General features: G+C 40.7%; 20 protein-coding genes and 2 pseudogenes. 10 read left to right on the top strand and 12 right to left on the bottom strand.

Translation table 11 applies throughout. From position 1 onward, the window contains the following. Positions 1-103 precede the first annotated feature (103 nt). Positions 104-2,386: a TonB-dependent receptor domain-containing protein gene (locus tag B0X70_RS13670; protein ID WP_217469578.1), complete on the top strand. Its 2,283-nt coding sequence runs from the start codon at positions 104-106 to the stop codon at positions 2,384-2,386. Positions 2,387-2,417: 31 nt separating this feature from the next. Here B0X70_RS13670 and xseA read toward each other — a convergent pair whose 3' ends face one another. After that, positions 2,418-3,791: an exodeoxyribonuclease VII large subunit gene (xseA, locus tag B0X70_RS13665; RefSeq protein WP_217469577.1), complete on the bottom strand. Its 1,374-nt coding sequence runs from the start codon at positions 3,789-3,791 to the stop codon at positions 2,418-2,420. A 172-nt stretch (positions 3,792-3,963) separates the two neighbouring features. Here xseA and guaB point away from each other — a divergent pair, with 172 nt between their 5' ends. The 4 genes and pseudogenes from guaB to B0X70_RS13645 all read left to right on the top strand — a co-directional run bounded on the left by guaB (position 3,964) and on the right by B0X70_RS13645 (position 7,895). Next, positions 3,964-5,430 (top strand): IMP dehydrogenase, encoded by a 1,467-nt coding sequence (gene guaB / locus B0X70_RS13660; RefSeq protein WP_046396951.1) that lies wholly within the window; start codon positions 3,964-3,966, stop codon positions 5,428-5,430. A 73-nt stretch (positions 5,431-5,503) separates the two neighbouring features. Next, on the top strand, positions 5,504-7,081 hold the full coding sequence (gene guaA, locus B0X70_RS13655; protein ID WP_217469576.1) for a glutamine-hydrolyzing GMP synthase: 1,578 nt from the start codon (positions 5,504-5,506) through the stop codon (positions 7,079-7,081). 210 nt (positions 7,082-7,291) lie between these two features. Further along, positions 7,292-7,602 (top strand): annotated as a pseudogene (locus tag B0X70_RS13650) (type II toxin-antitoxin system RelE/ParE family toxin). Between the two features lie 2 nt (positions 7,603-7,604). Continuing rightward, positions 7,605-7,895 (top strand): type II toxin-antitoxin system RelB family anti-toxin transcriptional regulator, encoded by a 291-nt coding sequence (locus B0X70_RS13645; protein ID WP_036805204.1) that lies wholly within the window; start codon positions 7,605-7,607, stop codon positions 7,893-7,895. A gap of 533 nt (positions 7,896-8,428) precedes the next feature. Here the strand turns inward: B0X70_RS13645 and B0X70_RS13640 are convergent. Both B0X70_RS13640 and B0X70_RS13635 read right to left on the bottom strand, forming a co-directional pair. Beyond that, the gene (locus tag B0X70_RS13640; protein WP_217469575.1) at positions 8,429-8,821 is read right to left on the bottom strand and encodes a DUF2335 domain-containing protein; all 393 of its coding nucleotides are present in this window, start codon (positions 8,819-8,821) and stop codon (positions 8,429-8,431) included. Positions 8,822-8,914: 93 nt separating this feature from the next. Beyond that, entirely contained in the window at positions 8,915-9,157 is a 243-nt protein-coding gene (locus B0X70_RS13635) for a hypothetical protein (protein WP_228901878.1), read from the bottom strand. 279 nt (positions 9,158-9,436) lie between these two features. Between B0X70_RS13635 and rlmA the strand changes: the two genes are divergently transcribed. After that, positions 9,437-10,255 (top strand): 23S rRNA (guanine(745)-N(1))-methyltransferase, encoded by an 819-nt coding sequence (gene rlmA, locus B0X70_RS13630; protein WP_217469574.1) that lies wholly within the window; start codon positions 9,437-9,439, stop codon positions 10,253-10,255. A gap of 80 nt (positions 10,256-10,335) precedes the next feature. Here the strand turns inward: rlmA and mntP are convergent, their stop codons facing one another. The 8 genes and pseudogenes from mntP to pabB all read right to left on the bottom strand — a co-directional run bounded on the left by mntP (position 10,336) and on the right by pabB (position 18,568). Continuing rightward, positions 10,336-10,917 carry a manganese efflux pump MntP gene (gene mntP, locus B0X70_RS13625; protein ID WP_146111044.1) on the bottom strand — a complete coding sequence of 194 codons (582 nt, stop codon included), beginning with the start codon at positions 10,915-10,917 and terminating at the stop codon, positions 10,336-10,338. A gap of 425 nt (positions 10,918-11,342) precedes the next feature. Further along, entirely contained in the window at positions 11,343-11,801 is a 459-nt protein-coding gene (locus B0X70_RS13620; protein ID WP_036781965.1) for a DUF986 family protein, read from the bottom strand. 65 nt (positions 11,802-11,866) lie between these two features. Beyond that, positions 11,867-12,733 carry a PTS mannose transporter subunit IID gene (locus tag B0X70_RS13615; RefSeq protein ID WP_046397536.1) on the bottom strand — a complete coding sequence of 289 codons (867 nt, stop codon included), beginning with the start codon at positions 12,731-12,733 and terminating at the stop codon, positions 11,867-11,869. Positions 12,734-12,746: 13 nt separating this feature from the next. Next, a complete protein-coding gene (locus tag B0X70_RS13610) occupies positions 12,747-13,547 on the bottom strand; it encodes a PTS mannose/fructose/sorbose transporter subunit IIC (protein WP_036781969.1) in 801 nt (266 codons plus the stop codon). Positions 13,548-13,622: 75 nt separating this feature from the next. Next, positions 13,623-14,606 carry a PTS mannose transporter subunit IIAB gene (gene manX / locus B0X70_RS13605; protein ID WP_046397537.1) on the bottom strand — a complete coding sequence of 328 codons (984 nt, stop codon included), beginning with the start codon at positions 14,604-14,606 and terminating at the stop codon, positions 13,623-13,625. Between the two features lie 496 nt (positions 14,607-15,102). Further along, positions 15,103-16,466 (bottom strand): annotated as a pseudogene (locus tag B0X70_RS13600) (L-serine ammonia-lyase). Between the two features lie 171 nt (positions 16,467-16,637). Then, positions 16,638-17,201, bottom strand: coding sequence for a CoA pyrophosphatase (locus B0X70_RS13595; RefSeq protein WP_046397539.1), 564 nt, complete (start codon positions 17,199-17,201; stop codon positions 16,638-16,640). Then, positions 17,198-18,568 (bottom strand): aminodeoxychorismate synthase component 1, encoded by a 1,371-nt coding sequence (pabB, locus tag B0X70_RS13590; protein WP_217469573.1) that lies wholly within the window; start codon positions 18,566-18,568, stop codon positions 17,198-17,200. The genes B0X70_RS13595 and pabB overlap by 4 nt, the downstream gene beginning before the upstream one ends. A gap of 139 nt (positions 18,569-18,707) precedes the next feature. On the opposite strand from pabB, the gene B0X70_RS13585 reads away from it, so the two are divergent. The 3 genes from B0X70_RS13585 to pip all read left to right on the top strand — a co-directional run bounded on the left by B0X70_RS13585 (position 18,708) and on the right by pip (position 20,396). Further along, a complete protein-coding gene (locus B0X70_RS13585) occupies positions 18,708-18,887 on the top strand; it encodes a YoaH family protein (protein WP_040153331.1) in 180 nt (59 codons plus the stop codon). A 107-nt stretch (positions 18,888-18,994) separates the two neighbouring features. After that, positions 18,995-19,369 carry a protein YebF gene (yebF, locus tag B0X70_RS13580; protein ID WP_040153328.1) on the top strand — a complete coding sequence of 125 codons (375 nt, stop codon included), beginning with the start codon at positions 18,995-18,997 and terminating at the stop codon, positions 19,367-19,369. 73 nt (positions 19,370-19,442) lie between these two features. After that, positions 19,443-20,396: a prolyl aminopeptidase gene (pip, locus tag B0X70_RS13575; protein WP_040153326.1), complete on the top strand. Its 954-nt coding sequence runs from the start codon at positions 19,443-19,445 to the stop codon at positions 20,394-20,396. 49 nt (positions 20,397-20,445) lie between these two features. On the opposite strand, the gene B0X70_RS13570 is transcribed toward pip, so the two are convergent. Beyond that, the gene (locus B0X70_RS13570) at positions 20,446-20,676 is read right to left on the bottom strand and encodes a DNA polymerase III subunit theta (RefSeq protein ID WP_040153323.1); all 231 of its coding nucleotides are present in this window, start codon (positions 20,674-20,676) and stop codon (positions 20,446-20,448) included. 319 nt (positions 20,677-20,995) lie between these two features. On the opposite strand from B0X70_RS13570, the gene ftnA reads away from it, so the two are divergent. Continuing rightward, positions 20,996-21,499: a non-heme ferritin gene (ftnA, locus tag B0X70_RS13565; RefSeq protein ID WP_036782010.1), complete on the top strand. Its 504-nt coding sequence runs from the start codon at positions 20,996-20,998 to the stop codon at positions 21,497-21,499. The last annotated feature ends 19 nt before the right edge of the window (positions 21,500-21,518 follow it).

The following is a 21,518-nucleotide window of genomic DNA, read 5'->3' as shown; positions in this document are numbered from 1 at the left end:
TTATTTGAAGCACTGATAATAATTTATCAGTGCTGAATATTTTTGTTTTCTGAATACTGGTATGTGAGCAAATATTGATTTGTATGCATTTAGGATAATTGAAATGAAAATAATGACAAAGATAGCAGGGGCTGGCGTGGTTTTAATTGGGCTGCAAGGGTTTGCTTATGGTGAGGAAAAGCAAGAGAGGAAATCAGATAAGGTAATGAAGTTCAGTAGCCTTAAGATTTCTGGTTCGCAGGATGATGCGGAAGTGAGGGCAATGGAAAGGCCCGGCTCTTACAGTTCTAAAGGTGAAGATACAAAACTTCAATCAATGGATAGCATATTACGTAGTATGCCAGGGACCTATACCCAAATAGATCCGGGGCAGGGAACGGTGAGTGTGAATATTCGTGGATTAAGTGGATTTGGTCGAGTAAATATGATGGTTGATGGTGTTAGCCAGAGTTTTTATGGTACATCACCCACCAGCATAACCCACGGTAATAGCCTTCAGAGTCAGTTTGGTTCATTAATTGATCCTAACTTTATTGTCGGTGTGGATATTAGCCGGGGACAATCTGATGGATCTGATAGTGTCAACGCATTAGCAGGTAGTGCTAATTTCCGTACAATTGGTGTTGATGATGTGATATTCAGTGGTAATACACTGGGAATACGTACAAAAATGCTCTATGGCGATAATGGAATTGGTCATAATGGCATGATAGCCGTCGCCAGTAAAACTCAGGCTTTTAGTTCTGAAGGATCAATTGGCGCTATGTTGGCCGCCAGTGGACATTCAATTGATGCAAATTATAAAAATGGGGATGGAATATCAAGTGATGAATTTGGTACTAATAAATATTTTAAACAGAAACCAAATTCGCAATTAATGAAATTAAATATTAAGCCAAATGAATTTCATGATATGGAATTAAATGGTCGCTTGTATCACAATAAATTTACCCATCGTCATATTGATAGCGAGGATTTTTATCTGAAATACAACTATAAGCCGTTCAGTGAATTGATTGATATGAAATTGTTGGTTAGCACTAGTGGAAGTGATCAAATATATAATACTGCACTTAATGCGTTAATAAAAAGTAAAACTAAAAATAAGTCAAACACTATTAATCTCAGTAACATCAGCCGTTTTAATTACGGAGATACAGATTTTGATCTGATATTCGGTGGTAAGTTGATGAAAACTGAATATAGTAAGACGACTGATAGTATTTACTCTGATATAGAAGAGGAGGAAAAAAAGAAGGAATATAAAAAGAAAGATAGTGAAGCAAAAGAAAATAATAGTTTCGCACCAAGTGGTAAACAAGATATTGCCAGTATTTATAGCGGATTGAAAATTACTCGTGATATTTACCAAGCTAATATTAATCTTAATTATATTGATTACAGTGTAAAGGGCCATAAACCAGCCTGTGAGCCACGAGTTAACTGTTTCCCTCAAGGTAAAGCCGAATTGAATTTGAAAGAGCGTGGATTTAATCCAAGCGTTCTGCTATCAGCGGAAATCATTCCTGAATTCCAGCCTTTTGTGAGTTATACTCATTCAATGAGAGCGCCGAACGTACAGGAAATCTTCTATGGCAATGAAGGTGGCGCATCAATTAATCCATTCCTGAAAGGAGAAAAAGCAGATACTTATCAAATCGGCTTTAATAGTTACCGTCCAGACATGATTGTAAAAGGAGATACTTTCCGTCTGAAAGCAGCCTGGTATCATACTAAGATAAAGAATTACATCAGTAGTGATTTATATGCTCTGTGTAAAGATGGTAGGGTATGCCAATCTTCGAAATTATCAGAAGAAGATTGGAAGCATGTTGACGCAAATTTTGGTATACATATTTATAGCAATAGCATAACTCCGGTAAGAATGCGCGGTTATGAAGTCTCTGCTGATTATGATGTCGGTGTATTTTATAGCAAGTTGGCTTATAGTCGACAAAAAACAAGCCAACCGACTTCTATTTCTACATCGATTTTTGGGGCAGATCCTGCATCACAATTACCTGAAAGTTTTATGACTTTGGATACAGGGGTTCGCTTATTAGGCGAAAAACTTCGTATTGGAGCGATAGTTAAATATACCGGTAATTCCTATAAGCTAGATTCAGATCCCTATAATCAGGATAGTGATGGGCGAACGGTGATGGAAAAGGAGAAAAAAATTCCAACCGTGGTCGATTTTTACAGTGATTATAAAATAAATAAAAATGTGCTACTTAAATTCTTGGTACAGAATTTGACAAACAGAAACTATTCTGAAGCGCTTAATCGTATGAATAATACGGCTGCATTAATGAATGAATCCACTTCTGCTAATCAAACCGCTCGGGGCCGGACCTATATTGCCGGTGCAGAAATCCGTTTCTGACATAGGAAAAATAAGTGGCAAAGGAAAGCCACTATTTCAGATTTGCAGATCGTTTTTTCCGTTCTTTCTTGATTTTCAACACCTCACTTTCAATCCAGCCATCTTGTAAACGGGTATTCAGGACATCACCAACATGTACCTGTTTGGTTTGTTTCAGTAATTTTCCATCCGATGTTTGATTAATGCTATAACCGCGGGCCAGGGTTGCCAAAGGGCTAACCGCTTCCATCCGTGAACAAGAAATGGCAAATTTTTCTCTGGAACGACTAATTTGCCTTTCAATCGCTTGCCTTAACCGAAAATCTTGTTGTTGAATCTGTTGGCTATATTGGTGGATCTGCGGACTAGGTTCAGCGTACCAGAGCTGTTGCTGTAATTTCTTATAAGTCAGATCACTTTGTCTCAAATGTCGTTGCAAGCTGTCAGTGAGCCGCTGGCGTAAACTGACTAGTAAATTTTGTTGACGCGCTAGTCGTAAACGAGGATGTTGCTGCTGTAAATGATGAGAGACCAGACTGAAAACACGCTGTTTCTGGGCAAAGAAGTAGTCCATTGCCATTTCCAGCCGTTGTTGTTGCGATTGAATATGGCGTAATAATTCGAGCTGATTACGGCTGACTAACTCAGCCGCCGCTGATGGTGTCGGGGCGCGTAAATCTGCTACAAAGTCAGCAATGGTAACATCTGTTTCATGACCGACCGCACTGACTATCGGAATATCACTGTGAAAAATGGCTCTGGCGACGTGTTCGTCGTTGAAACTCCATAAGTCTTCTAAAGAGCCGCCTCCGCGTCCGACAATCAGTACATCACATTCCTGCCGTTCATTGGCTAATTCAATAGCTCGGATAATCTGTAACGGTGCTTCTGTTCCCTGAACCGCTGTCGGATAAATGATGATGGGCAGTGATGGATCACGGCGCTTTAAAATATTCAAAATATCATGCAGGGCTGCGCCACTGGTTGAAGTAATTACACCAAGCTGTTGAGCCGGGGATGGCAATGGTTTTTTATGGCTTTGGTCAAATAACCCTTCTGTACTGAGTTTTTGTTTCAATAGTTCAAACTGTTGCTGTAACAGACCATCACCGGCGGGTTGCATACTTTCAACAATAAGCTGATAGTCCCCTCTTGGTTCATAAAGCGTAATTGCCGCCCGAACCAAAACCTGTTGACCATTTTGCGGCCTGAATGTTACCCGTTGATTGCTATTGCGAAACATCGCCGCTCGCACTTGGGCACGTTCATCTTTTAGCGTGAAATACCAGTGCCCGGAGGAGGGCTGAGAAAAATTGGATATTTCAGCGCTTAGCCAAATTCTGCCCATTTCCATTTCAAGCAGTTGCCGAACCGTCTGATTGAGACGGCTGACAGAAAAAATTCCAGTATTAAAAAGTAGTGACATGTGAGAAAGATCAAATTTCAAAACAATAACTTAATGTGCTGATACTAACCTGCATCATGAAGTAAGCAAGAAATTTTTTAATAAAATGCTGGAGGCAACCGATTACGTTCTGTATAATGCCGCGGCAATATTTTATCCCTTAAATTTTCAGCAGCTTGGTGAGATATTGCTTATGTTACGAATTAAAAAAGAAGCTTTAACCTTTGATGATGTTCTGTTAGTTCCTGCTCACTCTACTGTTCTACCTAATACTGCTGACCTGTCTACTCAACTGACCTCCACCATTTGTCTAAAAGTTCCAATGTTGTCTGCCGCTATGGATACTGTCACTGAATCCGGTTTGGCTATCGCATTGGCTCAAGAAGGTGGCATGGGTTTCATCCATAAAAATATGTCTATTGAGCGTCAGGCAGAAGAAGTTAGCCGAGTCAAAAAACATGAGAGTGGTGTTGTGACAGATCCAGTCACTGTGGCACCTGAAACAACGCTGCGTGAAGTTAAAGAATTGACAGAACGTAATGGTTTTGCGGGTTATCCGGTTGTCACTGGAGGAAATGAGTTGGTTGGTATTATTACTGGCCGTGATGTCCGTTTCGTTACCGATTTGGATCAGCCTGTTACTGCGGTAATGACGCCTAAAGAGCGTCTGGTGACAGTAAAAGAAGCTGAAGCCCGTGAAATTGTGTTGCAGAAAATGCATGAAAAACGTGTTGAGAAAGCGTTGGTAGTTGATGAAAACTTTCATCTGCTCGGCATGATCACAGTTAAAGATTTTCAGAAAGCAGAACGTAAACCTAACGCCTGTAAGGATGAACGTGGTCGTTTACGTGTTGGTGCCGCGGTTGGTGCTGGTGCTGGCAATGAAGCGCGTATTGATGCATTGGTTGCCGCTGGTGTTGATGTTCTGCTTATTGATTCCTCGCATGGTCATTCAGAAGGGGTACTGCAACGTATCCGTGAAACTCGTGCTAAGTACCCAAATCTACAAATTATTGGTGGTAACGTGGCGACTGGGGAAGGTGCAAAAGCGCTGGTAGCGGCAGGCGTCAATGCGGTTAAAGTCGGTATTGGTCCCGGTTCTATCTGTACTACCCGTATTGTTACCGGTGTAGGAGTGCCGCAAATTACCGCTATCTCTGATGCTGTTGAAGCGTTGGAAGGCACTGGTATTCCAGTTATTGCTGATGGCGGCATTCGTTTCTCTGGCGATATTGCCAAAGCTATCGCAGCGGGAGCGTCGTGCGTTATGGTGGGTTCTATGTTGGCAGGGACAGAAGAATCACCAGGAGAAATTGAGCTGTACCAAGGACGTTCATTTAAATCTTACCGTGGCATGGGATCATTAGGGGCGATGTCCAAAGGCTCTTCTGATCGATATTTCCAAACTGATAATGCCGCAGACAAACTGGTACCGGAAGGTATTGAAGGTCGTGTTGCCTACAAAGGCTTGCTGAAAAACATTGTCCATCAGCAAATGGGAGGCTTGCGCTCCTGTATGGGACTGACCGGCTGTGCAACTATTGATGAATTGAGAACCAAAGCAGAATTTGTTCGCATTAGTGGTGCTGGCATTCAGGAAAGCCACGTTCACGATGTCACCATTATCAAAGAGTCTCCAAACTACCGGCTAGGTTTGTAATCCATATTTATTGTGGCCCGTATAAGGGCTGCTTATCTTTATTTGTTACTTGTTTTTTTGGAATTCACCGCACATGACAACTAATATCCATCAGCACCGCATTCTTATCCTTGATTTTGGTTCGCAATACACTCAATTGGTTGCTCGCCGTATCCGTGAAATCGGGGTTTATTGTGAACTTTGGGCATGGGATGTCACTGAAGAGCAAATCCGCGAATTCAACCCAAGCGGTATTATTCTTTCCGGTGGTCCGGAAAGTACTACAGCACAAGGAAGTCCACGGGCTCCTGAATATGTTTTTAACGCTGGTATTCCTGTTCTCGGCGTTTGCTATGGCATGCAAACGATGTCAGTACAATTCGGTGGTAAGGTAGAAGATTCTACTGAACGTGAATTTGGTTATGCTCAGGTTGAGATTAAAGCGGAAAGCGCATTATTCCGTGGAATTCAAGATTCATCAAATGAGCAAGGTAAACCATTATTGGATGTATGGATGAGTCACGGTGATAAAGTTACGGCAATTCCTGAGGACTTTATCACTATCGCCAGCACTGATACCTGTCCATTTGCCATTATAGCGAATGAAGAAAAACGTTTTTATGGCGTGCAATTCCACCCGGAAGTCACCCATACCCATCAGGGGCAGCGTATATTGGAACGTTTTGTACTGGATATATGCCAATGTGAAGCGTTGTGGACACCTGCTTCTATTATCGAAGATACCGTTGTACGCCTGCGTGAACAGGTTGGTGAAGATCACGTTATTCTGGGGCTGTCCGGTGGTGTTGATTCCTCTGTCACCGCATTGTTACTGCATCGTGCAATTGGTGATCGCCTGACCTGTGTATTTGTTGATAACGGCTTACTGCGTCTGAATGAAGCTGATCAGGTAATGGAAATGTTTGCCGGCAAATTTGGGTTGAATATCATTCATGTCCCAGCAGAAGATCGCTTCCTTGCTGCACTGGCTGGCATCAATGATCCGGAAGAGAAACGTAAAACGATAGGTCGTGTATTTATTGAAGTCTTTGATGAAGAGGCAAGTAAACAGACTCAGGTTAAATGGCTGGCACAAGGCACTATTTACCCAGACGTCATCGAATCAGCGGCATCTGCGACAGGCAAAGCACACGTTATCAAATCTCATCATAACGTAGGTGGTTTGCCGGAAGAGATGAAATTGGGTCTGGTGGAACCGCTGAAAGAGCTGTTTAAAGATGAAGTGCGCAAGATTGGTTTGGAATTGGGATTGCCTTATGACATGTTGAACCGTCATCCATTCCCTGGCCCAGGTTTGGGTGTTCGTGTATTGGGTGAAGTGAAGAAAGAGTACTGCGATCTGCTACGTCTGGCTGATGCTATTTTCATCGAAGAGCTGCACAAAGCTGATTTGTACAACAAAGTCAGTCAGGCGTTTACTGTATTCTTGCCGGTTCGCTCCGTGGGTGTCATGGGGGATGGTCGTAAATATGACTGGGTTGTTTCGTTACGGGCAGTAGAAACGATTGATTTTATGACCGCACATTGGGCGCATTTACCATACGATTTTCTGGGCCGGGTTTCTAACCGGATCATCAATGAAGTCAATGGGATATCAAGAGTTGTCTATGATGTCAGCGGTAAACCACCTGCGACTATTGAGTGGGAATGATTTAAAGCCTCCCCATATCATGCCAAATCGTCACATTTCGTTAATTCAAGGTCCTGACTTTAGGGCCTTTTTATTTCCAACGCTCACCAAATTAAACCATATCAGCATTGTTTTTTAGAGACATCTATGCGTCATTGACTTACTGTGTGATGGGGTATATGATGGCTTCACATACACTTATGACGCACTTAAATATGATATTTATTGAAACTGATATTTATTGAAACTGATATTTTTACTGAGGACTGTAAAGAGTTATTAAGTGACGATGAATATCGTGAGTTTCAGCAATATCTTGCAGATAATCCCACGGCTGGAGATATTATCCAGCGTACTGGCGGGTTGCGTAAAGTCAGGTGGGTCTCTTGTGGTAAGGGAAAGCGTGGTGGTGTACGTATTATTTATTACTACAAAGTGGACGTTTCACATATCCGATTGTTGTTGATTTATAAAAAGGTACAAAAGACGATCTGAGTGAATCAGAGAAGAAAATCCTGAGAGACTTAAATGAGTGGTGGTAGAGATGGATAGTAAATTATTTGCCAGGCTGACTGAAAGTATGACTCAGATGAATGAGATTATTAATGGTGAACGTGCGCCCTCTCGTGAAATTAATGTTGAGGCGATAAAAGTAAAAAATATTCGCCAAGCGACAGGATTAAGTCAAACTGGTTTTGCTAAATTGATTTCCGTTAATGTTGGGACTTTACGCAATTGGGAGCAAGGAAGACGTGAACCAACCGGGCCAGCAAAAGCATTGCTGAAAGCAATAGAAAAAGATCCGATTCATGTTTTAAAAGCGTTGTCTATGTAAATTAATTATTCGTAAGGTATCAAACCTCGTCCCAAGCGGGGTTTTTTCATATCTAGCCGCTTAACTGTGTTTTTTTATTTTTAACCAATCTGCTCCGACAGGTTTTTTATAAGTGAAACATGGCAATAAAAGAATTTATACCCGTCATCTTTCAAGTTGCTTCTTTGTTGACTGCGCTCGCTCACCCCGGTCACATAGTTCGCAATGTTCCCGGAGATTCACTCCTTTGCCGTCGCGATGCATCTTGAAATCCATAGGGTATATTAAGACATTTCAATCATCAATTTATATGATATTTGTAACTATTCTATTAATGAAGACGATGAAATTAATGATAAAAATTTAATATAAAAACATTATATTAATTTCTTATGAAATAAAATTTTCATAAATGATGAAATAATAGGGTGATAATGATATATAATCATTAATAATTTACTGATGGTGATTTTCTTTTACTAAGCCTAATTATTAGGTAGAGTAAAATTTTATGACAATATAAAAGAATACATTTTTCCCTGACCTATATTGATTCATTTTACAAATGGTTGTGGATTTCTATTTAAAACATAAATAACTAGAATCGTTGTTACAGTACCGCATCCGATAATCCCTGCTAACCAATTATGCCCATTTAAGCCCAAGATTAAAGCGACAAACAGAGAGGTAAAAGTGAGTAATAATCCATAACTGTGTCCTCTTATACTTTTTCTTACCATTTGCTCTAAGGCAACTCTTTCTATCTCGTGTCTGTGCTTCTGTTGTTGTTCGATCAGAGTTAGAAATCGGTCAGCAGCTCCTTTGGAGTGTTGTTCATAAAGTGTTAATATCTCTGAATCAAGCAATTGATAATATAATGGATTGATATCACCTTGATTAGATTGTTTAACTATTTTCGGATGTTTTCCGGTGGCTCTTTGGCTCATATATTGTCTCTTTCCCTGTAGATAATATATACCCGTCATCTTTCAAGTTGCCTCTTTGTTGGCTGCACTCGCTCACCCCGGTCACATAGTTTGCTATGCTCCCGGGGATTCACTCCCTTGCCGTCGCGATGCATCTTGAAATCCATAGGGTATAATTTCGTCATTGAATTGCTTTAGTACAGCGGCAAAGTCCGCACGGACTTTATCCAGATCATCCGCTAAAGTATCAACGTCACTTTTCTGTGGGATAAAATCCAAATAGTTTGTATTGGGCATAATATCGAATTTCGGTGAAATTGATCTTAATTTATTAAAATATTGTATGAAAATATTCATTATATTATCCGCATTATTAGTTGTTTCTATTAGTTAAATAATTTATTAGCAATGATGCTTTCTTAAGTTTTGATTGAAGAATCATACCTGATAAATAGATTTATGCCATAGAAATATTGCGAGCCGTTTCAAAAAAAGGACTGAAAATAATGGAATATAATTTCATTCAAGATAATGATTAGTCGTTTATATAGAATTATTAATTGGTATGATTCACGACGAAAAGTATCAGAATATGCTATAGTGCTGGCTGGTTTTTGCTTATATTTTTGGAATCTTATGTCTTATCAATGTCCTTTATGTCATCAATCTTTATTGCTCGCTCGACAGCAATGGCGCTGTGAGAATAATCATCAGTTTGATTGTGCTAAAGAAGGGTATGTTAATTTGATGCCCGTTCAGCATAAAAAATCCAAGGAGCCGGGCGATAGCCCGGATATGATGCAATCAAGAAGAGCATTTTTGGATTCAGGGCATTATCAACCATTACAACAACGGGTTTCGGAATTACTGGAAAAGTATTTGCCAGAAAATGCAGAGAGTTTGCTGGATATAGGATGTGGTGAAGGTTATTACACTGCTGCGGTTGAAGCACTACTAAGTAAGAAGTGTAATCTTAAAATCTATGGGTTAGATGTTGCCAAGATCGCAGTTCGTTATGGCGCTAAGCGTTATCCGGCTGTTAACTTTTGTGTTGCGTCGAGCCATCGTTTGCCATTTGCCGATAAATCGCTTGCCGGGGTATTAAGGATTTACGCGCCTTGCAAAGCGGAAGAGTTGGCAAGGGTGGTTAAGCCACAGGGAGTTGTTTTGACAGTTACTCCTGGTCCTCGCCATCTTTATCAGCTCAAGGAGTTGATTTATCAAAATATTCATCTTCATCCATTGAAGGCAGAACCGTTGGAAGGATTTGAATTGATAACCGAGGAATTGTTATCTTACCCAATGAAATTAGATGGCCTGCAAGCGTATCATTTATTACAGATGACACCATTTGCCTGGCGAGCAACGGAAGATGTGAAAAAAGGATTGGCAGATAGAACTCTGTTTGAATGTGAAACTGATTTTATATTGCGGGTCTATCAACGCCTTAATTGATCAAGATTTCAGCCCAAAATATAGCGTTTAACAGATATACCCTATGGACTTACGGGCATAAATATTTTGGGCTGGCGGCGCTATTTGGCGTACATAAATAATTCGAGATGTTCAAACAAGATATTGAAGCCAATTGCAATCAGAATTAGCCCACCAATAAGTTCAGCACGTTTGCCTAACCGTGGGCCAATATAACGGCCAATTAACATGCCCAATGTTGCCATAATCATTGTCATCATTCCGATAGCCATCGCAGTATGCACGATATTGACTTCAAGGAACGCTAGCCCAATACCAATTGCCATTGCATCCAGACTGGTGGCAATGGCTGTTGTTATCAACACAATTGAATTATGGCGGCAGGGTGATTCACACTTTTTTTCCTGCTTTGCTTTGAAACTCTCTGTAATCATTCTACAACCCAGAATGAATAACAGAGTGAAAGCAACCCAGTGATCCCACTCCATAATATATTGGCTGGCATAAAGCCCTAGAGACCAGCCAATCAATGGGGTACAGGCTTCTGCCAAACCAAATATTAAACCTGTACGGATTGCTTCACGAAAATGCGGTCTATGTAGTGCGGCCCCTTTACAAATTGAAGCAGCAAAGGCATCCATTGAAAGTGCTAAAGCTAGGATGATGGTTGCGTACATATTCATTAATATAGCCTCGGTTGGGTGTTTCCATATACATATAACCCACCCCCAACCAATGATGGTGCTATATGCAATGGTCTTGCCAACCGAGTTAATAGCTATCTCATTAGACTATTTCATTTGCTATTTTTAGCAACAATAATGCCTGTTAAGATAGCAATAAGGCTACCCGCACCACGTTTATTTTGTAACGAGCGTGTTGATACGGGCTTTTCAGAGAAATTAACTAAATCGTTTCTCCGAAACAGGCTACTCCCCATGACAATTTAAAAGATAGCACAATAATTCAAAAAGGGAAAATAATATTATTTTTAGGGTTAATCAATGATATTGATAATAATTATCATTATCTATTTTATGGGAAAAATAAAAGCCAGCGTATAGCTGACTGTTTATTATTTATTTCTTTATATATTATTATTTCTTATCTATCTATTTTCGATGAGGAATTTGTAAATTCTTTCTAAATCATCAATTTGGCTTACTGATATATATAATTTCTTGTTTTCTAAACCAATAACCAGGATGCCATCTTCAGATAAATTCATGGTTTTTATCCGGTTATAGGAAATAAAGGTGTTTGCATAGAAGAAACCGTTATTCTTAAACAATAATTTAGGCGAACGTATATAGGAAATATAAATAGTCACCAGGGTAGTAAACAACAATAAATATGTGGTTAAACGGCTACCATAGGTGGTAATATTGTTATAAACAACAATAAGAATAAGGATAATAAAGATGAGTGCATCAATTTTGTGTTTTCTTTTTAGCTGTATTTGTAAGTAGGTTTTCCCTTTCAGCAAATTAACCACGAATTCATCATAAACAGCAAAAGCTAGCATTAGTACGATTAAACCAGCTAATACTATATCATTAAGGCTCATTCCTTATCCCTATATTGTTATAAAAAAGAAAAGATGGGGAGGAGCTCCTCCCCGAATGATATTTACTAGAGACCAAGGAAACCAAATCTGGCGCCAATAATCCCTAGAATAAAGAAGCCAATAATGATCCACAGGGCATTGACTTTATGCCGTAATAGCCACATACAGGCAAATGTCAGCAAAAGGGGTACCAGGCCCGGCATCAACTGATCGAGGATATTCTGAACTGTGGTTATTGTCGTTTCACCCGTCTGTTGGTTAGGAATTTCTGATACAACCAACGGGATATTGACTTTCGTCCATTTATTGACTAATGCCCCCATGACAAATAGGCCAAGGATTGACGCTCCTTCCGTCATTTTTTGCAGGAAGCCACCACCCATATCCTGAACGATATTGATTCCTTTCTTATAACCATAAGAGATACCTGAATAGAGAACCAACAGGCGTACAAGGTTGAATAAGAAGAAGAACAAGACAGGCCCAAGCCAGCTACCGCTCATTGCGAGGCCAGCACCCAAAGCAGCAAATACTGGGCGGGCTGTTCCCCAGAAAATAGGGTCGCCAACACCGGCCAATGGTCCCATCAGACCAACTTTGATACCGTTGATTGCACCATCATCGATGGTTGCACCGTTAGCACGCTGTTCTTCCATTGCCATAGTGACACCCAGTACAGGCGCAACGACGTAGGGGTGGGTGTTAAAGAATTCAAGATGGCGTTTGAGTGCCTGTTTACGTTCATCGGTATTTTCTGGATACAAACGACGAAGAGCTGGCACCATAGAGAAGCAGAAGCCTAGGGCCTGCATACGTTCAAAGTTCCATGAACCTTGAAACACATTAGAACGGAGAAATACACCGCGGATATCACTGGGCGTCAGTTTTTTCTGGTCTGCTGTCTGAGCAGCCGTTTTTGTTGTATCTAACATGTTGCTCATCCTTTTAATCTAATTCGTTATCAAGATCGTTATTGGTGTGTCCGGGGGCAGCAACTACCTGAGATTTGTTATATTTAGGGCTTAGCTGAATGTACAGCACGGCCATAACAATACCAATAATGCCCAATGCAACCAGGTTAAATTCAGTGAATGCCGCTGTGACGAAGCCGAGGTAGAAGAAAGGCATTAGGTAGCCGGCACGCATCATGTTGATAACCATTGCATAACCTACAACGACGATCATCCCTCCTGCGATGTTCAAGCCATCTGTTACCACTTTTGGAATAGAGGCAAGTAACTGCTGGACTTCGTTGGTGCCAACCGATAGTGCAACGATCAAAGCAGGGATGGCGATACGCATAGCCTGGAGTAGTAATGCGGATAGATGGATAAAGCTAATCGCACGCAGGCTGCCACGTTCTGCTGCATTGTCAGCCGCATGCTGGAAGGCGACTGTGATGGTACGTACAATGATAGTCAGAACTTGTCCTGCTGCTGCTAGTGGAATGGCCAAGGCGATACCTTCACCGATATCACGACCACCGGCGATGACCAGAATCGTTGAGATGATTGATGCTAAGGCCGCATCCGGGGCAATTGCAGCACCGATATTCATCCAGCCAAGGGCGATCATCTCTAGCGTACCACCGATAATGATACCAGTTGTCATATCACCAAGAATGATCCCGATTAAGGTGCAGGCCACGAGTGGGCGATGGAATTGAAATTCATCAAGAATGGAATCCATTCCCACTATACAAGCTACGATGAATATCAATGTAATTTGAACAACGGTAATTTCCATTGTTTGTCTCCTGTAACCAAATTAAATTTGGTGAGAAATTTTTATCATTGAGAAATTTTTGTCATTGAGTAATAGTTAAATTGCTCTGATCTGGTTTTCGTTTTTAACCTTCTGGAGTAGATCCATCATTTGTAGACGGCTGTCACTGGCAACCTTACGGGCTTCAAGCTCAATACCTCGTTCATCTAGTTTTTTGAAGGCTTCAATATCGGTTTCATCAACGGATATTGCGTTGTTAACTTGTGTTTTCCCCTGACGGAAAGCCATTCCTCCGATGTTGACAGATGTGATATCGACACCATCCTCGACTAAACGCAAAACATCTGTTGGGTTTGTAAACAGCAACATGACACGTTCATTGGCATATTTCGGGTTGTTATAAACGCGAACACATTTTGCAACATCAACAACGTGAGCACTGAGCCCCGGTGGAGCAACTTGTTTTAGTAAGGTGGTACGGACAGTATCAGCAGCAACTTCATCGCTGACGACAATGATCCGTTTGACATTGGTTTCTTTTGTCCAACGAGTAGCGACCTGACCATGAATGAGGCGGTCATCAATTCGGGCCAGTGCGATTTTCATATGACCACCGGTTGATGGCGCAAATGAAGGCGCCGCAACGGATGCTACAGGCTTTGCTGGTTCAGTTTTTTGAGGTTCTTCTGTTTTCAGGGCCCGGATGCCTTCTTTCCCTGTTTCCAGAGCAACAGAAACCAGTTCTGCCAGAGATGGGTCATCATCTCGACACATAAAGGTTTCAACCAGCATTGGAACGTTAACACCGGTGATGATTTCGTAATTCTTTTTATCTACGGCGATACGGCTAGCCGCATTGAATGGACTTCCTCCCCATGTATCGACAAGAAACAGTACACCTTGCTCTGTATTAAGCGTTTCGAGTTTACTGTTGTATTTTTCAAATAAAGTATCGGCATTTTCACCAGGAACGAAGTCAATGTAGGAAACATTTTCTTGCTCTCCAATTAACATCTCTGCGGTACGAAGCAGTTGCTCAGCCGCAGCCCCGTGCGTGCCAATCATAATGGCTATACTCACTTGTTTTCCCCTCTGTTAACAATATAAACGCAGGATTATTACAAAGTTACTGCAATAATTTTGATGAATCATTCCTCCAATAAAAATCTTATTTGTATGAATAATGACCTTTTATCAATATGATACCTAAATATTTGACTTGATTTAGACTTTATCTCTTATTGACTGAAAAAATCGGCTGTTAGATTAACATTAGAAATACCGAAGGAAAATTGCTGTCAGTCAGAAAAAATGAAATAGATAAAAATGTTAACCACAAAACAATTTAATAAGCTAAAAATTGTAAAATTAATTTATAATTATCTATAATTTGTTTATTGTTAGATGTTTATTCTGTTCTCGGTAACATCTTATTAATTTAAAATCGAAAACATATTCATCTTTTTAGATCAAAAGATGATCATTTTAAGTTTTGGCTAAAAAATATCCCAACCATAAGGTAGGGATATTTTCATTACAGAAGTATTTATTGATTAAAAACAGGTTATTTATTTGATTAATCACACTGAACTTTAATTGCCAGACCACCGCGGGATGTTTCACGATATTTAGCGTTCATGTCTTTACCTGTTTCGTACATGGTTTCAATAACTTTATCGAGAGAAACACGTGGTTCACTGGTACGGCGCAAAGCCATGCGTGCAGCATTGATTGCTTTTACTGAAGCAATGGCATTTCGTTCGATACAAGGTACTTGTACTTGGCCTGCCACCGGGTCACAGGTAAGGCCGAGGTTATGTTCCATACCGATTTCAGCCGCAATACAGACCTGTTCAGCGCTGCCGCCAAGCAGCTCAGCAAGGCCGGCTGCTGCCATCGAGCAGGCAACACCTACTTCCCCCTGGCAACCCACTTCAGCTCCAGATATTGATGCATTCATTTTATAGAGAATGCCAATAGCGCCGGAAGCGAGGAAATAGCGGATATAGAGTTCTGGCGTTACAGGTTCAATGCAATGGTTGTAATAAGCGAGTACAGCAGGAACAATGCCACAAGCGCCATTGGTTGGTGCGGTAACAACACGTCCACCCGCAGCATTTTCTTCATTGACTGCCAGAGCGAACATGTTCACTAAATCCACAACATTCATTGGATCATTGGACAGATTGTTTGATGAGGTCAGCATGCGATGTAGTGCCGCTGCCCGGCGTGGTACACGCAGTGGGCCAGGTAAAACCCCTTCTGTGTTCAAACCACGTTCAATACAAGCCTGCATGGTATCCCAGACATCGGTAAAATAGGCATTAATTTCTTCTTTGCTGTGGAGATCCAGCTCATTTTTCATCATTAAACCGGAAATAGATAACCCGGTTTTATTACAATTCATCAGTAATTCTTTTGCTGAATTGAATGGATAGGAAACGGGTTTGGTATCCTGGGAAGGTTTACCAAAGTGTTCTTCATCAACAATAAAACCACCACCAATTGAGTAGTAGGTTTTGCTATAAACTTTTTGTCCCCCGCGAATGCGTGAATTTGCATGCCGTTTTCATGTAATGACAGGTTATCACTACGGAAAACCATGCCGCTATCACGTGGGAAATCGACTTCATGTAAACCGTTGGCTAACTTAATACGCTGTGTTTGCTCTACATCACGAATAAAACCGGGGATCGAATCAATATCAACGGTGGCGGGTAAATTGCCTGCCAGACCCATGATAATGGCGATATCCGTATGGTGACCCTTGCCAGTTAATGAGAGTGAGCCGTAAACATCGACGGCTACACGCGTGATAGAAGGCATTAATCCCTGGTTTACCAGATCGTCGACGAACTGTTTGCCGGCTTTCATCGGGCCAACCGTATGAGAGCTAGATGGACCAATACCGACCTTAAACATGTCGAAAACGCTAATCACGCCAGACTCCTTAAAAAAGATAGAGATATAGTTATATATATTGGGGTACGCTACTTTACTGTGATTTAGTAGTGTTGATAAGGGAGTTTACAGTTTTTTTTGAATTATGATAGCAATAGTAATAAAAATGGGCAAAAAAAGCACAAATTAATTATCCTTAAATAATTTAGATCAAACTTGAACTTGTTGAGCTAATTGATGAATTATCGTTGCTGTCAGCCCCCAGATGAGGTGTCCCTGGTACCAGTAAAAATAGATACGATGCTGCTGACCGCGGCGGTTAATATCAAGATAATGATAACTCGAAAGTGAAAGCGCTTCTGATAGAGGAACTTCGAATATTTTGGCAACCTCTTCCGGGTTGCTGTGAAGGGATAATCCAGGGGGCAATAATCCGACAATAGGTGTCACCAGATAGCCACTGGTGCTATTTAAAGGGGCGAGTTGTCCCAGAACCTGAACTTTCTGATGAGGTATGTTAACTTCCTCTTCCGCTTCTCGTAGCGCTGTCGCGATTATTGATTTATCTTTAGGATCAGCAACCCCTCCTGGAAAGGCGACTTGACCGGCATGTGATCGTAAAGTGGCGGAGCGCCGGGTTAATAATAGTGTTGGTTTCGGTTTGCAGATGATGGGTAATAACACCGCGGCATGGCGGTTGTTATCTAGAAGTCGTTTAGGCGGTGGTGGAAGTTGTAACTGAAATCTGTTGACGAAATCAGACAGCGATATCATATGACTTTTATTTTCCCTAGTTGTGGCAAAATACAATTCAACTTATCAAATGTTTCTTGATACTCTTTTTCGGCAATGCTGTCGGCAACGATCCCGCCGCCAGCCCAACAATATATTTTTTCTTTCTCAGTTAAGAGGGTACGAATGGTGATATTGCTATCCATTGTGCCACAGAAACTAATATAACCAATTGAGCCACAATATCCATGTCGGCGGTGAGGTTCAAGTTCTTCTATTATCTCCATCGCTCTGATTTTAGGCGCTCCGGTAATAGAACCTCCGGGAAAACAGGCACGTAATAGATCCGTGGCATGTTGTTCATTTGGCAGTGTTGCGGTGATTGTGCTAACCAGATGATGAACGGCAGGGAATTGTTCAACCACAAATAATTCAGGAACTTTAACTGACCCAGGTGTGGCTACCCGGCCAATATCATTCCGCAATAAATCGACGATCATCAAATTTTCAGCTTGGTCTTTTTTTGAAGCTGCTAATTTTTCAGCTTGCAGGGCGTCCTTTTCTGCATCACCTAAGCGCGGTAATGTTCCCTTGATCGGGCGAGTTTGAATTTGTTTATTTTCCAAGAGTAAAAAACGTTCGGGAGAGACACTGATAACGCTGTTTTCCGGTAAACGAATAAAGGCTGAAAAAGGTGCGCGGTTGCTCTCATTAAGTTTTATGAATGCTTGCCATTCATCTCCTTGGTAATCGGCGCAAAATCGTTGTGCCAGATTAACTTGATAACAATCGCCATTTAACAGGTAGTGATGAATGCAGTTAATTTTCTCGTTATATTGTTTGGCACTCATATTTGACTGCCATTCACTGGTCAACGTAAAAGCTGCTTTTGGTGAAACTTGGCGAGATGTAAGCCAGTTCAGACGCGTGTCAACATTACTGTAACTGAATAAAATCACCTCTTTTTTATGATGATCAACAATCAGTGCCCAGTCATAAATACCTATTGCCATATCTGGAAATGACAGCTCATTTTTGGCTTGTGACGGTAATTCTTCAATATAACGCCCTAGGTCATATCCCCATAAACCGAGTACGCCACCCTGAAATGGCAAATCAGCATCAAGTTTTGCTGTAATATTTAATTTCTTTAGTTGTTTTTTTAGCAGGTGAAAGGGATCTTCCTCAGTAATATAGATATCACCATCTTCGTTTATTTCAGTCGATTTATTATGACTGAGCAGTGTTATCCGTGGTTCTGCAACCATAATATCAAACCGGTTATGGGGGTGGTTGGCAGAACCAGAATGGAGCAGCATTGCCCAAGGCTGGTTTGAAATCGGCGCGAAATAGTTGATGGCAGCGTCTGGTTGATAAGGTAATTGCCGTTTTTGTAGTGAAATACTCATTATGATGTTGGTTTAGCAGTTGTAACGTAAAAGTTAGTTTTGATTTTAATCCTTACAGATTAGCATAGAAATCCATTCCTTACTTGAGTTAAAAATCGCTATACTCCTCGGCATAGATCACTTTATAGAGGTTATTATCATGTTTTCGGATATGCCAGCTTTATCCCATCAGGAACAGCAACTAGCAGTGGAAAAAATTCAGCAATTGATGGTTGAAGGAATGAGCAGTGGGGAAGCGATTGCGTTGGTTGCTCAAGAAATTCGTGAACAGCATCGAGGAAAAGAACAGGTGAATGTAGTGTTTGATGATGAAAAATGAACATAATTAAATTATTTATTTAACAATAATCACACATTTGTTTTACCTGACATGCTAGGTTAGCTCCATATTTAATCTCTTACTTTGAGATATTAACGGGAGGTAGTATGAAAGCATGTCATATCATTAACAGAGTTGGCCTATCGGGCGCTGCACTTTTGCTCACTGTTTCATTCACAGTATCTGCTGTATCGGAGAACAAACGTGTTGATAAATTTATTTCTTGCGATAATTTAACCAAATCGCAAATTGCCGCTCAAGTAAAGCGTGATTTTCTGCAAAACCGCATTAACCATTGGTCAGAAGATAGAAAGCAGTTGGGAACTTCTAAACCAGTGGCGTGGGTAAAGGCGGAAAATATTACTGGCGATAAAGATATCTTAAAAATTCCGCTGACTGTTCGTGGTTCTAAGCGTGACAAAGATTATCGTGTTGTCGTTGATTGTCAGCAAAATACGATTAGCTATAGCGAATTGAAATAACATTTTCTGCTAGTTATCTCTACCCGTCGTTAGACGGATACTGGGTTTGGTGTTAGTCAGTAAAGGAAATGTTATGTCAGAATTGAGAAAATTATATCCGGTTTGTGAAGCTTATCGCTCGGGTTATTTGGATACAGGCGATGGTCATCAAATTTATTGGGAATTGTGCGGTAATCCTGTAGGTAAGCCTGCTGTATTTATTCATGGCGGGCCGGGCGGTGGTATTGCCTCTTATCACCGTCGGTTATTCGACCTGAAGAAATATCATGTCATGCTATTCGATCAGCGTGGTTGTGGACGTTCAAAACCTCATGCCAGTTTGGAAAATAATACCACTTGGCATTTAGTTGAAGATATTGAGCGTTTACGTCAATTGATGGGGGTGGAAAAATGGCTGGTATTTGGTGGCTCGTGGGGTTCAACTTTATCTTTAGTTTATGCCCAGACTCATCCTCAACGCGTTTCTGAATTAATTCTTCGGGGAATTTTCTTGCTGAGACCACAAGAGTTGCACTGGTATTATCAGGATGGCGCTTCTAATTTCTTCCCTGACAAATGGCAACGCACAGTATCTATTTTATCCGAGGAAGAACGAAAGGATGTGATCGGAGCATATAATAAGCGGCTGACCAGTGATGACCTTCGTGTGCAATTAGAAGCCGCTCGTCTCTGGAGTTTGTGGGAAGGGGAGACGGTGACATTGCTTCCTTCAAATAGTGTGGAGTGTTTTGCAGAAGATGAGTTTGCTTTGGCATTTGCTCGGATTGAAAACCACTATTTTATCAATGAAGGTTTTATGAATGAGGAGCAGCAACTGTTGAATAATATTGACGTTATACGGGATATTCCGGCAGTTATCATTCATGGCCGATATGATATGGCTTGCCGGGTGCAAAATGCTTGGGATTTAGCGCAGGCATGGCCGGAGGCGGAATTACATATTATTGAAGGAGCAGGGCATTCATTTGATGAGCCGGGTATTTTACATCAGCTTATTAGTGCAACAGATAGGTTCGCCGATCAGTGATTGGATATAACCACCGGTTATCCGGTGGTTACCCATGCTTACTGGCTGATTAGCGGCTTTTGGGTTCGTAGGGTAAACGGGAAAATTGTTTGGATAATTGGCGATAATACACTAAACGTTGTTGAAAATATTGCCGCAGATACTCGGGTTGCTCTTGTTCAACGGTATCAGGCAGTACTGGCATATTGTAACGCTCCTTAAAAGCTACGCCGGAGGCTGCCAAATCAACATTCACTTTATCCATGTTCTCTGTGGAAAGCTCGGCCAGATTATGTTTCATAAGTGTCTTTCTCATTCACACACAAAGTGATAAAACTAATCTAGAAGAGTTTTTCTGGCAAGGTCTGAATTGATTATTTTATAAATATAAATAATATTCATTATCATTAAATATAAAAATTCCTTGATGAAGATTATTTTGTAAATGTAATTCATTTTCATTTAAATATATTAAATGAGATTCATTTTCATTTTATTTATCAGGAAATATATTTATATTTCAATATGATATGTATATTTAATTTATTTTCTCTTATTGGGTTTTATTATTCTAATTTAATTGGCATAATATAGGTGAATTAATGACTGGAGTATCTATTATGTTAAACCGAGAAATGATTGATAAATTAAATGAACAGATGAATCTGGAGTTCTATTCTGCGAATTTATATCTACAAATGAGTGCATGGTGCGGTGAACAAGGATTACCTGGCGCTGCTGCGTTTTTTAAATCACACTCCCAGGAAGAAATGCAGCATATGCATCGTTTGTTTGATTATCTGAGTGATACAGGTGCAATGCCTCGTTTGGGGCAAATTGATGCGCCTTCCGCCGATTATGAATCTATAACCCATGTACTCAATAGAACTTATGAACACGAGAAGTTTATTACTGCCGAAATTAATAAACTTGCTCATTTGGCGATAACCACGCAGGATTATTCTACTTTTAACTTTCTGCAATGGTATGTAGCGGAACAGCATGAAGAAGAGAAATTGTTTAAATCTATCCTTGATAAATTGGGTATGGTTGGCGAGGATGGTAAAGCACTTTTCCTATTGGATAAAGATCTGAAAGGTCTGGCTGCTGCAAATCCTGTCTAATGAAATGGAATTAATTAGC

The organism is Photorhabdus akhurstii (assembly GCF_019090985.1).
Taxonomy (GTDB): Bacteria; Pseudomonadota; Gammaproteobacteria; order Enterobacterales; family Enterobacteriaceae; genus Photorhabdus; species Photorhabdus akhurstii.
The sequence above is the reverse complement of the archived record's forward strand: the minus strand, read 5'-3'. Positions and strand labels throughout refer to the sequence as shown.